Origin of the sequence: Pantoea sp. DY-17, from assembly GCF_019795975.1 — a bacterium.
GTDB classification, from domain to species: Bacteria; Pseudomonadota; Gammaproteobacteria; order Enterobacterales; family Enterobacteriaceae; genus Pantoea; species Pantoea leporis.
In genome coordinates this window covers 225,681-237,784 of the sequence record NZ_JAIMIG010000003.1, presented here as the reverse complement: position 1 = coordinate 237,784, position 12,104 = coordinate 225,681, and the positions used below count along the sequence as shown (strand labels likewise).

At 55.0% G+C, this 12,104-nt stretch carries 13 protein-coding genes and 3 tRNA genes; 8 read left to right on the top strand and 8 right to left on the bottom strand.

All coding sequences use genetic code 11. The features are described 5' to 3' along the window. The first annotated feature begins 11 nt into the window (after window positions 1-11). Both K5Y33_RS15290 and K5Y33_RS15285 read left to right on the top strand, forming a co-directional pair. Window positions 12-989, top strand: a complete 978-nt coding sequence (locus tag K5Y33_RS15290; protein WP_101762193.1) for a nucleoside hydrolase — start codon at window positions 12-14, stop codon at window positions 987-989. 241 nt (window positions 990-1,230) lie between these two features. Continuing rightward, window positions 1,231-2,451, top strand: a complete 1,221-nt coding sequence (locus tag K5Y33_RS15285) for an MFS transporter (RefSeq protein ID WP_222234442.1) — start codon at window positions 1,231-1,233, stop codon at window positions 2,449-2,451. On the opposite strand, the gene K5Y33_RS15280 is transcribed toward K5Y33_RS15285, so the two are convergent. The 3 genes from K5Y33_RS15280 to K5Y33_RS15270 all read right to left on the bottom strand — a co-directional run bounded on the left by K5Y33_RS15280 (window position 2,448) and on the right by K5Y33_RS15270 (window position 5,063). Beyond that, window positions 2,448-2,912 carry a YbaK/EbsC family protein gene (locus K5Y33_RS15280; protein ID WP_222234441.1) on the bottom strand — a complete coding sequence of 155 codons (465 nt, stop codon included), beginning with the start codon at window positions 2,910-2,912 and terminating at the stop codon, window positions 2,448-2,450. The two genes, K5Y33_RS15285 and K5Y33_RS15280, sit on opposite strands and share 4 nt — an antisense overlap. Window positions 2,913-3,007: 95 nt before the next feature. Next, window positions 3,008-3,802 carry a siderophore-iron reductase FhuF gene (fhuF, locus tag K5Y33_RS15275; protein WP_222234439.1) on the bottom strand — a complete coding sequence of 265 codons (795 nt, stop codon included), beginning with the start codon at window positions 3,800-3,802 and terminating at the stop codon, window positions 3,008-3,010. Window positions 3,803-3,968: 166 nt separating this feature from the next. After that, entirely contained in the window at window positions 3,969-5,063 is a 1,095-nt protein-coding gene (locus K5Y33_RS15270) for a diguanylate cyclase (protein ID WP_210080903.1), read from the bottom strand. A gap of 227 nt (window positions 5,064-5,290) precedes the next feature. On the opposite strand from K5Y33_RS15270, the gene K5Y33_RS15265 reads away from it, so the two are divergent. After that, the gene (locus K5Y33_RS15265; RefSeq protein WP_137385110.1) at window positions 5,291-5,575 is read left to right on the top strand and encodes a DUF1435 domain-containing protein; all 285 of its coding nucleotides are present in this window, start codon (window positions 5,291-5,293) and stop codon (window positions 5,573-5,575) included. A 93-nt stretch (window positions 5,576-5,668) separates the two neighbouring features. Here the strand turns inward: K5Y33_RS15265 and K5Y33_RS15260 are convergent. From K5Y33_RS15260 to rsmC, 4 genes are all read right to left on the bottom strand, one after another. Then, a tRNA-Leu gene (locus tag K5Y33_RS15260) sits at window positions 5,669-5,755 on the bottom strand. A 29-nt stretch (window positions 5,756-5,784) separates the two neighbouring features. After that, a tRNA-Leu gene (locus K5Y33_RS15255) sits at window positions 5,785-5,871 on the bottom strand. A gap of 34 nt (window positions 5,872-5,905) precedes the next feature. Further along, window positions 5,906-5,992, bottom strand: a tRNA-Leu gene (locus K5Y33_RS15250). Between the two features lie 132 nt (window positions 5,993-6,124). Then, complete coding sequence (gene rsmC / locus K5Y33_RS15245) at window positions 6,125-7,156, bottom strand: 16S rRNA (guanine(1207)-N(2))-methyltransferase RsmC (protein ID WP_101762187.1); 1,032 nt, start codon at window positions 7,154-7,156, stop codon at window positions 6,125-6,127. Window positions 7,157-7,388: 232 nt separating this feature from the next. On the opposite strand from rsmC, the gene K5Y33_RS15240 reads away from it, so the two are divergent. The 4 genes from K5Y33_RS15240 (at window position 7,389) to yjjJ (ending at window position 10,336) form a co-directional block, all read left to right on the top strand. Then, window positions 7,389-7,799, top strand: a complete 411-nt coding sequence (locus K5Y33_RS15240) for a DNA polymerase III subunit psi (protein ID WP_101762186.1) — start codon at window positions 7,389-7,391, stop codon at window positions 7,797-7,799. Then, a complete protein-coding gene (gene rimI, locus K5Y33_RS15235; RefSeq protein ID WP_192235784.1) occupies window positions 7,771-8,211 on the top strand; it encodes a ribosomal protein S18-alanine N-acetyltransferase in 441 nt (146 codons plus the stop codon). Before K5Y33_RS15240 ends, rimI begins: the two co-directional genes overlap by 29 nt. Window positions 8,212-8,219: 8 nt before the next feature. Next, window positions 8,220-8,903 carry a pyrimidine 5'-nucleotidase gene (gene yjjG, locus K5Y33_RS15230; RefSeq protein ID WP_101762184.1) on the top strand — a complete coding sequence of 228 codons (684 nt, stop codon included), beginning with the start codon at window positions 8,220-8,222 and terminating at the stop codon, window positions 8,901-8,903. A gap of 110 nt (window positions 8,904-9,013) precedes the next feature. After that, window positions 9,014-10,336: a type II toxin-antitoxin system HipA family toxin YjjJ gene (gene yjjJ, locus K5Y33_RS15225; RefSeq protein ID WP_222234437.1), complete on the top strand. Its 1,323-nt coding sequence runs from the start codon at window positions 9,014-9,016 to the stop codon at window positions 10,334-10,336. On the opposite strand, the gene K5Y33_RS15220 is transcribed toward yjjJ, so the two are convergent. Next, window positions 10,333-11,013, bottom strand: coding sequence for a YtjB family periplasmic protein (locus K5Y33_RS15220; RefSeq protein ID WP_222234436.1), 681 nt, complete (start codon window positions 11,011-11,013; stop codon window positions 10,333-10,335). The genes yjjJ and K5Y33_RS15220 overlap by 4 nt on opposite strands. Window positions 11,014-11,120: 107 nt before the next feature. Here K5Y33_RS15220 and serB point away from each other — a divergent pair, with 107 nt between their 5' ends. Continuing rightward, window positions 11,121-12,098, top strand: a complete 978-nt coding sequence (serB, locus tag K5Y33_RS15215; protein ID WP_101762181.1) for a phosphoserine phosphatase — start codon at window positions 11,121-11,123, stop codon at window positions 12,096-12,098. Window positions 12,099-12,104: the final 6 nt, after the last annotated feature.

The window sequence follows — 12,104 nt, the reverse complement described above, 5'->3', positions numbered from 1 at the left end:
ATTATAACACTATGAAAAGATTGATTATTGATTGTGATCCGGGAAACGGTATAGCGGGCGCCAACACCGACGATGGCCTCGCGCTGGCATTAGCATTGGCCTCAAAGTCACTTTCGCTGGAACTGATTACCACTGTGACCGGCAACACGCCGAGCGCGGTGGGTGCGCAGGTTGCGAAAGATCTGCTGCAGCGGCTGGGACGCAACATTCCGGTGGTGCAGGGCGCGCTGCAGGCGCTGCGTGAAGATCCTGCGCCGTGGCGTGCGCGTCTTGATAACGTTGCTGATGAAAAGCTCGGTGAACTGTGGCGCGGCGTTCGTCAACCGCAGCGTATTCCGGCGGATGGACATGATGCGGCTGGCGTAATGGGCCAACTGATTTGTGACAATCCCGGCGAGTTTACGCTGGTAGCCATTGGCCCGTTGACCAACGTGGCGCTGGCGCTGCAGCGTTATCCAGAGATGGCTGAATCGGTGGCAGAGATTGTGATTATGGGCGGCGTGTTCGCGCTGGATGATTACATCAAAGACACCAATTTTGGCCTCGATCCGGAAGCCGCGCATCAGGTGCTGCACAGCGGTGCTGCCATCACGCTGGTACCGATGGACGCCACCACGCAAACTCTGATGACGCAGCAGGATCTCACGCGGCTGACCGCTAACGATCATCCGTTGCCGCAGTTTGTGCGCGAGACGTTACGGCCGTGGATCGATTATTCGATCCGCACCCGTCATCTGCCAGGTTGCTGGATACATGATGCGCTGGTGGTGGCGTGGCTGCTGAATCAGCGTGTCGCCGACGGCGTGGATTATCATGTGGATATTGAGCTGCGGCCTGGCGCCACGCGCGGCAAAAGCTGGCGTTATCGCACGCCGCTGCGGCTGGATATTGGCGTGCCACCGCAGACCGGCGCCTTGGTGCATGTGATTCAAACCGTTAATAATGCGCTGCTGCTTGAGATGATCGAAAAGGCATTTAATCAGTTATAAAACCGTTGACTGCACCTGCCGTAACGGCGCGATAAAACGCGCCGCTACAGGATATTGCCTCCATCAATGACACGTTTTTTTACACCGCGCATCACTCGCTGACAATTCCCGCCACAGCCCGCCTTTCTGACATGCTATATACAAATAGTTAACAAATTAGTAACCCGTGAAATTATTCGCGCGGTAACTTCTACAATAAATCCGGCCAACGAACCGGAAGCTCATCAGACAGGATACCAACATGTTCAACTGGACTGCGACCCAGCGCAACGTGGCTTTTGCCAGTTTCGCGAGCTGGACGCTGGATGCGTTCGACTTCTTCATCTTAGTGTTTGTCCTCAGCGATCTTGCCCAATATTTCCATACCAGCGTCTCCGATGTTTCCCTCGCCATCATGCTCACGCTCGCCGTGCGTCCGATCGGCGCGCTATTGTTTGGTCGGCTGGCGGAGAAGTACGGCCGCCGACCGATTTTGATGCTCAATATCGTGATGTTCTCGGCGTTTGAGCTGCTGTCGGCGTGGTCGCCCACCTTCACGGCGTTCCTCGGTTTCCGCGTGATTTACGGCGTGGCGATGGGGGGGATTTGGGGCGTGGCGTCGTCGCTGGCGCTGGAAACCATTCCGGATCGATCGCGCGGCTTGATGTCCGGCATCTTCCAGGCTGGTTATCCGTGCGGCTATCTGCTGGCGTCGGTGATTTTTGGTTTGTTATTCGAAACGGTCGGCTGGCGCGGTATGTTCCTGATTGGCGCGTTGCCGATTCTGCTGCTGCCGTTTATCTACTTCAAAGTGCCGGAATCGCCGGTGTGGCTGGCGGCGCGCGAGCGGAAAGAGAGCAATGCGCTGCTGCCGATTATCCGCCAGCACTGGAAAATCTGTATCTATATGGTGCTGCTGATGGCCTGCTTTAACTTCTTCAGCCACGGTACGCAGGATCTCTATCCCACCTTCCTGAAAGTGCAGCATCAGTTTGATCCGCACACCGTCAGCATCATTGCCATCAGCTACAACATCGCGGCGATGCTGGGCGGCATTACCTTTGGTGCATTGTCCGAGCGCATTGGCCGTAAGCGCGCGATTATTCTGGCGTCATTCCTCGCGCTGCCGGTGTTGCCGCTGTGGGCCTTCTCCAGCGGTTCATGGATGATCGGTATCGGCGCGTTCCTGATGCAGTTTATGGTGCAGGGCGCGTGGGGCGTGGTGCCGACCTATCTCACCGAACTGGTGCCCGCCAATGCGCGCGCGGTGCTGCCGGGCTTTGTCTATCAGTTGGGGAATTTGATCGCCTCCGTGAATGCAACGCTGCAGTCGCGTATCGCCGAGGCGCACGGCGGCAATTATGGTTTGGGTATGGCGATTGTCGCCGGAACGGTGGCGGTGCTGATTTGCGTGTTAGTGGCCTTGGGTCGCGAGACGCGCGGCATCGAAATCTCCGGTGCCGCCGCGCGCGAGTCGTCTTAAAGCGCCTCGCAAACGTCAACCCATTTCGCCGCGGTGAGTTCTGCCATGCGCTGCGGCGAAATGCGCACCGCGCTATGAATCGATCCGGCTGCGGGCAGCACTTCGTTAAAGCTGCGCAGCGACACATCGCAATAGACGGTAAGCGGATTTTCCAGTCCGAACGGGCAAACGCCGCCGACCGGATGTCCGGTCCAGTTCACCACTTCATCCACGCTTAACATGCGCGCCTTGGCGCCGAGCGCTGCTTTCAGCTTGCGGTTGTCGAGACGCGCATCGCCGCGCGTAACGATCAGCACGATGGCATCTTTCACTTTCAGCGACAGGGTTTTGGCGATTTGCCCAGGCTGAACGCCATGAACGCGTGCGGCCAGCTCAACGGTGGCGGTGCTTTCCGGCATCTCGATGATGTCGATATCCGGTGCATGTTCGGCAAAGAAGTGCCGTACCGACTCCAGGCTCATTGTTATCTCCGGTAAAAACAGAGCCGAAAAAATGCCACAAGCCTGGAAAAGTGTAAACGGGAGAAAAGGAGAATCTGTAACAGAATGCGCGGGTGCTACACCGCTTTTAACGTGCAGTTACCGCAACGTTCTACATCGGGGATACGATAGCGCTGGCAGCAGCTGCGTCGTTCCATTTCGCCATTACGCGGGATCATGGTGCGATACAGCGGATTATCGCTGCCATCGAGCAGGGATTTGCTGAAAAATAGCGCCTGTTCCAGCTGCAAAATCGTCTCTTCCGGCAACTGGTTTTTCAGCTCACCAAGGAACCAGTAAAACGAAAAGCCCATGTTGTTCCAGATAAGTTTCGCATTGATATCACCGTGCTGCGTCATGCCGTTAACCGCCGGGATCAGGCATTGCTGAATCAGGCGATCGATACGCTGTTGGGCATTGAGGTAGCGCGCATCCTCATCTTCCTGCACATCCAGCCAGAATGCGCACGGATGGCCGTTTTCGTGAAACTCAACGTGAATCAGATGCGGCGAGCAGTTCAGCGCACGCGGTTCCTGCAATAACGCCATCATCAGCGGTGGCAGCAGCAGGCCAAAATACCACTGCGCCCACAGCGATTGCAGCGGCTTAGCTTCCTGGTGCACATCAGGATGATCGCGATAGAGATAATCGCTATAGCGCTGTGTCAGGCGGCGATAATGAAGCGGATTGGACCATTCAGCCAAAGTTAACGTCCCGGCGGGTGCCGGCTGGCCAAGCTTGAGGTTATCCAGCATGTAGCTGCGTTGATCGCGCATCAGATCTTCCAGCGCGCTCGCTAAACTGCGATCGCTCTGCATAAAGATCAGTGGATGCTCGCTGAAGCGATGATCCTGACGCGTGATGATGGCCATGCCGGTCCTGAGTGATAACGGGAATCGAGAGACAAATGATAATCGTTCCCAGCATTTTGAACAACATTTCTGCACATGCAACTGTTAACGCACATTTCGTCGCGGCGCGTTTTATCGCGCAATAAATTGCGCCGCGACGAGGTGTGCGTTGGGTAATGACAAGGCTTTATATCAGTTCATTACTCGCCTGCGTCAATTTCGGCAAATCTTCCCACGCCAGAATAGTGTTACGTCCCTGATTTTTCGCCACATACAGCGCGCGGTCGGCATTGGCGACTGCCTGGTCGAAATCGTCAGCAAAGATGGGCGCGATACCAGCGCTGATGGTGACGTGCGTCGAGACTTTCTCATTGAAGCGGTGCGGAATTTCTAAATCCACCACGTACTGACGAATGCGTTCAGCCAGTTTCATCGCGATTGAGGCATTCACATTGGTCATCAGCACCAGAAACTCTTCGCCTCCGTAGCGTGTGACGACATCGCGCGAACGAACCGCGTCGCGGATCGCCACGGACACGCGCGCCAGCGCCTGATCGCCCATCGCATGGCCGTAATTGTCGTTGTAGGCTTTGAAGTGGTCGATATCCAGCAGCAGCACAAAGTGGCTGCCGGCGTGGTTTTCCATAATGGTATCAAGGCGATTCTTCAATCCACGGCGGTTGTACAGGCCGGTAAGCGGATCGAGCATGCTCAAATCGCTGAAGCTCTCTTTTTCCTCGTACAGCTGGCTCACCAGCCGACGGGTAAAAGTATCAAAGCGACGACGCATTAAATGGTGCAGTGAAAAGCCGATTAATGGCAGCGTAATGGTGAACAAGATCATCATTAAATGCTGACCATCATCCAATAACAGCACGGTTAATACCGGCGGTGTGATGTGTAAACAGAATGCAATCAAATAGTCACTCAGCGCAATGGCACTGATAAAGAACACGCTTAACAGGCTGATAATTAAAAAGCTGCCATCAAAATAGTAAACCAGATGATATCTGTGGTTAATATGCCACGCCCACAGCGCACCCAAAATAAAAGCCACAGGATTTAATAGCGGTAATTTTTGTTTTGACGCCATTAAGCAAATAACCAGTAGCGTGGAGCTGAAGCCCGCTACAACGTCCACCGGCAGCGAGCGTATTGGGCTATCGCTGCCTAAAATCGGCAGCAGGCAAAAAAGCGAAACGGCGACATTAAGAAACAGAAAGAGCATCAGCGACAGCCGATATTTACTCTGTTTCAACTCATCATAAGATTGTAATTTCATTATTATTCTCGTGACAGCCCTGATATATCAAAGCGCTACCCGCAAGTAATAGTTTACCTACCCGGATAGAGAGCACGTTATTGTTGTGTTAGCGATATTGTTATCGGCGGCAATTTAACATTTTCCAGTAATTCTGTCATCCGGCATGGCTTGCGACAAAAATTCGCTGCAAGATGAGAAATATTGTCATATGATAATGCGAATGTTTATCATTTGAGGGTTGCGCGATGATCATGGCGATAATGGCCGCCTGCGGACTATGGGGCGTGAGCTGGGTAATGGGTAAACGTCTGGATAGCGGCTGGGGCGTGTTATTACCCTGCGCGGCGATGCCGGTTTTCGCGTTATGGGAACCGAGTTTCAGTCAATGGCGAGTAGTGATGATTGTGGCGTTGCTGCTGACCGTGGTGATGCTGTTTCACCATCGCCTGCGTCACTATCTGTTGCTGCCGTCTTGTCTGGCTTTGGCGGGCGGCTTAGCGGCGGTGTCGGTCAATTTCCACGTTATCTGATCAAATCGCAGAAACGACAACATCACGCTGAGAGCGTGAAGTTCGTTGAAAAATCTTTCGGGGGATTTACTGCTCGAAAGGAGTGACAACTGTTGGTGCGAAGGGAGGGACTTGAACCCTCACGTCCGTAAGAACACTAACACCTGAAGCTAGCGCGTCTACCAATTCCGCCACCATCGCATCTTAGTTGTCTGTTTATATCGTCGCATTGGTGCGAAGGGAGGGACTTGAACCCTCACGTCCGTAAGAACACTAACACCTGAAGCTAGCGCGTCTACCAATTCCGCCACCATCGCTCAGTGCGCAGATATAAACTGTGTGATTTTAGTTTGGTGCGAAGGGAGGGACTTGAACCCTCACGTCCGTAAGGACACTAACACCTGAAGCTAGCGCGTCTACCAATTCCGCCACCATCGCAAACTAACAACACCCTAAAGTATTGCTAACCACGGAGGCGCATTTTAGAGATTTTACTCATTGCGTCAACACATATTTCGCGACGGCAAAACGATCGCTGTAAAAAGCAACGTTTCTGCCGCCGCGCTGCTGTTAACGCGTTTTGGCACCGCGACCATATACGGCGCGATAGACTTTGAAGCGTCCGGTTTGCGCCAGCACTTCGTGATTGCCGAAGGTTTCATCCAGAATCTGTGGATACGGCAGGAAGGCGTTAGCCACGATACGCAGTTCGCCGCCGCTGTTCAGATGCTTAAGCGCACCGCGAATCAGCGTGTTAGCCGCTTCAAGGCTGGTTTGCAGGCCATCGTGGAACGGCGGGTTGGAGATGATCATATCGAAACGGCCGGTAACGTCAGAGAAAACGTTACTGGCAAACACTTCACCTTCCAGTTCATTGGCGGCCAGCGTGGCTTTACTCGCTTCAATCGCAGCAGCATGCACATCACACAGCCACAGACGCACGCGCGGCGACACTTTCGCCATCACAGTTGCCAGCACGCCGCTGCCACAACCGATATCCAGCACTTTGCCACGGAAATGCGGCGTCAGCGTGGAGAGCAGCAGATCGCTGCCGATATCCAGACCATCACGGCTGAACACGCCCGGTAAGGTATGGATGGTGAGATCCTCGAGCTGATAAGTATGGCCGTAGCTGCTGGCATCAAAGGTTGGCTGCTTATCGAGACGACCGTGATACAGGCCACAACGACGCGCGCTATCAACTTTCTCCAGCGTCGCCCACGCTTCCAGCATGCCTTCGGCGCTGCGCACGCCGCTGCGGTTTTCACCCACCACGAAAATATCGCAGCCTACCGGCAGCAGAGAGAGCAGGTTTTGCAGCTGGTACTGCGCTTCGGGTTTGTTCTTCGACCAGTAATAAACCAGCGTATCGCAGCCTTCAACATCGGCAGCGGTTGCAACCATGCTGTAAACCGCACGTTCACCAAGGCGATGGCTAAGGTTCTGCCAGTGATGATATTGCTGGGTATGCACGCGGCTCGACGCGGTTTCTAGCTGGGCGGGCAGGTCATCCTGCAGGTCGCCAGCAAACAGAACGTTGCGGGCAGTAAATTCATCACTGTGGCGCAGAATCACTTCGCTGGCCGGGGTAAAAGCAGACATGGAGCACTCCTGTTAAATCAGAGCGACGATTATATACACGTCATACTTCAAGTTACAGGTGCGTTGGCTGCTCTCGCTCACCCGAATCACTTACCTGAAGTAAGCTCATCGGGCTTCACTCGTTTGCCGCCTTCCTCTAACTCGAATTATTTTGTGTAGGGTGCTTTGTTGGCGCATGTTCGATGGGTTTGCTAGCATAGCGTCGCATTCTGGCAGCATAAAGGGTAATAGCATGAGCACAAGGCGCGACTGGCTTCTACAGCAAATGGGGATTACGCAGTATCAGCTGCGGCGTCCGCGCGTGCTGCAAGGGGAAATTGCCGTCACGCTTTTGCCCGACACGCGTTTGGTTTTGGTGGCCGAACAGGCACCCACGCTACAAGAACCGCTGATTCGCGACGTGCTGCGCGCGCTGAACATTCAACCCGCGCAGGTCATGGCGTTAACGCCAGACCAGCTGCAAATGCTGCCGGAGCAGGTCGATTGCGCCGGTTGGCTGCTGGGCGTTGAGAGCGAACATCCCTTTAACGGCATTACCTTCAACACCGCCGTTTTCAATGAACTGATCAGCAGCGGCGCAGCAAAACGCGCCCTGTGGCAACAGATGTGTAACCATGACAGCCATCTCTTTAGTCACCCCTGAAGACCAGCCGCAGCTGCTGGCGATCGAGCGCCGCGCACATGCTTTTCCGTGGAGCGAGCAGACGTTTAGCAGCAATCAAGGCGAACGTTTCGTTAATTTCCGCATTGAAGTTGAAGGTAAGCTGGCCGGATTTGCCATCACCCAAGTGGTGCTGGATGAAGCGTCGCTGTTCAATATTGCGGTGGATCCCGACTTCCAGCGCCGCGGCCTGGCGCGCCAGCTGTTGCAGCATCTGATTGCTGAGCTCGAGCAGCGCGACGTGATGACGCTGTGGCTGGAAGTGCGCGCCTCAAATATGCCGGCGATTGCGTTGTATGAGCAGCTGGATTTCCATCAGGTGAGCGTACGCCCCAACTATTATCCCACTGCCAGCGGACGAGAAGATGCCATCATTATGGCGCTAACGCTTTAAGGAGCACCATGCTTAACGATTGGGACTGCATCCTGTTTGATGCAGACGAAACGCTTTTCCATTTCGATGCTTACGCTGGTTTGCAGCGCATGTTTGCCCGCTATGACGTGCAATTTTCTGCGCAGGATTACACCGATTATCAGGCGATCAACAAGCCGCTGTGGGTCGATTACCAGAACGGCACCATTTCCGCACTGCAGCTGCAAACGCGCCGCTTCACCTTGTGGGGCGAAAAGCTGAGCGTCGCACCCGAAGTACTCAACAGTGATTTCCTCAGCGCAATGGCCGATATCTGCCTGCCGCTGGAAGGCGCAGCTCATCTGTTATCAACGCTGAAAGGCAAAGTGAAAATCGCTATCATCACCAACGGTTTCACTGCGTTACAGCAGGCGCGACTAGAACGTACCGGATTCCTCGATGTGTTTGATGCGCTGGTGATTTCTGAAGAAGTTGGCGTACCGAAACCTGACGTGGCGATTTTTGATCACACGCTGGCCTTGCTGGGCAACCCGGATCGCAGCCGCGTGCTGATGGTCGGCGATACGCCAGAATCAGATATTCTCGGCGGCATGAATGCCGGCCTGAAGACCTGCTGGATCGATCACGGTACGCGTCCGTTACCCGATCACATCACGCCAACCTGGCAGGTGAAAACGCTGGCCGAGCTGGAAACGATTCTGACGGAAGGTTAAAAGTATCTATTCATCGTTACCATCGTGATGATGCTGAGAAGCCCGCTGTGCGGGCTTTTTTTTATGTTATTATCTATGCATGAATCTATTCATCAGGCAAGGTGGCGGCAATGGCTGAGCTACAAAGTTTGCTGCTGGAAGGACCGCTTAGCGCGGCGGATCTGCTGGCTCGATTGCATATCAGCCAGGCCACGCTTTCACGCCAACTGCGTCAGCAGCCGCAGATTATCAAATGGGGCAAAGCGCGCGCGACGCGTTATGCGTTGCTGCGGCCCATCCGGGGTGAAAGCCGCTTCCCGCTGTATCGTATTTCCGCTGAAGGTCAGGCATCGCCCGCTGGCATCCTTTTGCCAACCTGGCCGCAGGGCAGTTGTCTGCATCTGGACCAGCACGATCAAGGCCGCTTTTATGACGGCTTACCGTGGTTCCTGCAGGAGATGCGTCCGCAAGGTTTTCTGGGCCGACAATGGGGCCGTGAATACGCGCCACAGCTCGGGCTGACGGATGATATTCGTCTCTGGAGTGATGAGCAGTGCCTGATGGCGCTGGCAAGCGGCGGCATCGATATGCCGGGCGCTTTTATTGTTGGCGACATGACATACCAGCGTTGGCTGCAACAGCCCGCACCGCAAGCCATCAGCGAGGCGCAAAAAATCGCGCGTTATCCGCTGATGGCACAACAGGCGCTGAGCGGCGATGAACCGGGCTCATCGGCTGGCGGCGAACAACCGAAATTCCTGTGCTATGCCGCAACGGCGAATGGCGATCGTCATTGTCTGGTGAAATTTACCGTCGCCCGTCAAAGTGATAATGCTGAGCGCTGGCGTGATTTGTTACGCGCGGAGCATCTGGCGTTGCAACATTTACTGGCGGCGGGATTGCCTGCCGCACATAGCCAGCTGATTGATAGTGAAGGACAATTTTTCCTCGAAGTGCAGCGTTTTGATCGCATTCATCAACGTGGTCGACGCTGCATGAGTTCATTAGAAGCGGTAAGCGCAGAGTTTATCGGCCATCAACAACACTGGCCGGATGCGCTGCGTGAGTTGCAGCGTCAGCAACGTGTTGATGCGGTAGCGGTTGAACGCGGGACTTTGCAGTGGGCGTTTGGACGACTGATTGCCAATAGCGACATGCACGCGGGCAATCTGTCTTTCTTTACTGATGAAGAACGTTTCAGCCTGACACCGGCTTACGACATGCTGCCGATGGCGCTGGCGCCCAATTCTCAGGGGCACATGCGCGATGAAGTCAAACTGACGCTGGATTTCGCGCTGCCAGGCGCCGTGTGGCGCGCTGCCAGCGCTATGGCGAAAATCTACTGGCAGGCGATTGCAGAGGATGCTGAGTTTAGCGCGAACTTCCGAAGCATTGCCGGGCAGGCATTACAGCAACTGGAAGCGATGGAAGTAACAATGCATAAAATGGCTTAACGCTCTTTTTCAGTCTCTGTGGTTGCTGCAGCCGCCGCTTCTTCCTCTTTCTCTTTATCCTCTTTCACCGTGCGGCTCGCTGTAAGCAGGAACGGCGATTGCTGCCAGCGGGTGCGGCGGTCGCGCAGCAGGGTGCGCGTCAGGATAATGCCGATGGCCAGCGCCAGTAACATCATCAGGCGCAGGATGTTGGTGGTGTTATCCACCTGACGCGATTCCGTCACCAGCACGTGAGTATCCAGCGTGACGCGCAGGAAACCTTGCGGGCCATCTTTGCCTTCCAGCGGCTGCACAATTTGATGATTGAAGTAGCTGCCGGCACGTTTGCCATCCAGCGACAGTCGATCGCGCACATTAATGCTTTCGCCGCTGTGCGCCACCAGGCTGCCATCATCGGCGTAGACGGAAGCATCAAGAATGCGGCTGTTGTCGGTCATCTGATTGAGGATGGCGGCAATCTGCGTGCGGTTATCGTCGCTGTTATCCATCAACGGTTTAAGGCTAAACGCCACCTGTTTGGTCAGCGTGCGCGCCAGTTCTTCCACTTGTTCAGAGCGAGCCATTTGATGGCCGAGGCTAAACCAGGATGCGCCTTGCATCAGAACCACTAACAGAGCCAGCGAGATAAGAACAATCACCGTGCGATGCAGGCGAAATTTCAGTGCGGTTTTAACCATCAGAAACCCGTGTGATGTAACAGCAGAAAGGCTGGCAATTATGTTGCCAGAACCCGCGCAGACAAGGTAGCCTCTTGCGTGGTTTTGTTGTCCCTACAGGAGCTGTAATGCCAAATCGTCTTACCTGGTGCGATCTGCCCGCCGATGTTTCACTTTGGCCGGGTTTACCCCTTTCCCTCAGCGGTGATGAAGTGATGCCGCTGGATTACCGTGCTGGTCGGACTGGCTGGTTGCTGTATGGGCGCGGGCTCGATAAACAAAAACTCACCGATTATCAGCATAAGCTGGGGGCGGCGATGGTGATCGTCAGCGCCTGGAATGTCGATGAGTATCAGGTGATACGTCTGGCAGGCTCGCTGACGCCGCGCGCCAGCAAACTGGCGCATGAAGCCGGTTTTGATGTGGCACCGCTCGGCAAAATCCCGCATCTGAAAACGCCAGGTTTGCTGGTGATGGACATGGATTCCACCGCGATCCAGATTGAGTGCATCGATGAGATCGCCAAACTGGCGGGCTGCGGCGAGCAGGTGGCGGAAGTCACCGAGCGCGCGATGCGCGGCGAGCTGGATTTCAAAGCCAGCCTGCGCGAGCGCGTCGGCACCCTGGCGGGCGCCGATGCCAATATCCTGATGCAAGTGCGCGATGCGCTGCCGCTGATGCCAGGCTTAACCACGCTGGTGCAGAAGCTGCAGGCGCTGGGCTGGCAGGTGGCGATCGCCTCGGGCGGCTTTACCTTCTACGCCGACTATTTGCGCCAGACGCTGCATTTAGCCGCGGCGGTGGCCAACGAGCTGGAAATTCGCGACGGTAAGTTAACCGGCCAGGTGCTGGGACAAATTGTCGACGCCCAATTTAAAGCCGATACCCTGAACGATCTGGCACAGCGCTTTGAAATTGCTCCGGAACAAACCGTGGCGATTGGCGATGGTGCCAACGATCTGCCGATGATTAAAACCGCGGCGCTGGGTATCGCCTATCATGCTAAACCTAAAGTGAATGAGCAGACGGAAATCATCATCCGTCATGCTGACCTGATGGGTGTGTTCTGCATCCTGACCGGCAGCCTGATTCACGAAGAGCGTTAACTGAGG

Excerpts from the sequence above, each read along its gene's own strand:
- K5Y33_RS15285 (WP_222234442.1), top strand. The coding sequence starts at position 1,231 with ATGTTCAACTGGACTGCGACCCAGCGCAACGTGGCTTTTGCCAGTTTC.
- rsmC (WP_101762187.1), bottom strand. The coding sequence starts at position 7,156 with ATGTCTGCTTTTACCCCGGCCAGCGAAGTGATTCTGCGCCACAGTGAT.
- K5Y33_RS15280 (WP_222234441.1), bottom strand. The coding sequence starts at position 2,912 with ATGAGCCTGGAGTCGGTACGGCACTTCTTTGCCGAACATGCACCGGAT.
- rimI (WP_192235784.1), top strand. The coding sequence starts at position 7,771 with ATGACAGCCATCTCTTTAGTCACCCCTGAAGACCAGCCGCAGCTGCTG.
- K5Y33_RS15290 (WP_101762193.1), top strand. The coding sequence starts at position 12 with ATGAAAAGATTGATTATTGATTGTGATCCGGGAAACGGTATAGCGGGC.
- yjjG (WP_101762184.1), top strand. The coding sequence starts at position 8,220 with ATGCTTAACGATTGGGACTGCATCCTGTTTGATGCAGACGAAACGCTT.
- K5Y33_RS15270 (WP_210080903.1), bottom strand. The coding sequence starts at position 5,063 with ATGAAATTACAATCTTATGATGAGTTGAAACAGAGTAAATATCGGCTG.
- serB (WP_101762181.1), top strand. The coding sequence starts at position 11,121 with ATGCCAAATCGTCTTACCTGGTGCGATCTGCCCGCCGATGTTTCACTT.
- K5Y33_RS15240 (WP_101762186.1), top strand. The coding sequence starts at position 7,389 with ATGAGCACAAGGCGCGACTGGCTTCTACAGCAAATGGGGATTACGCAG.
- fhuF (WP_222234439.1), bottom strand. The coding sequence starts at position 3,802 with ATGGCCATCATCACGCGTCAGGATCATCGCTTCAGCGAGCATCCACTG.
- K5Y33_RS15265 (WP_137385110.1), top strand. The coding sequence starts at position 5,291 with ATGATCATGGCGATAATGGCCGCCTGCGGACTATGGGGCGTGAGCTGG.
- yjjJ (WP_222234437.1), top strand. The coding sequence starts at position 9,014 with ATGGCTGAGCTACAAAGTTTGCTGCTGGAAGGACCGCTTAGCGCGGCG.
- K5Y33_RS15220 (WP_222234436.1), bottom strand. The coding sequence starts at position 11,013 with ATGGTTAAAACCGCACTGAAATTTCGCCTGCATCGCACGGTGATTGTT.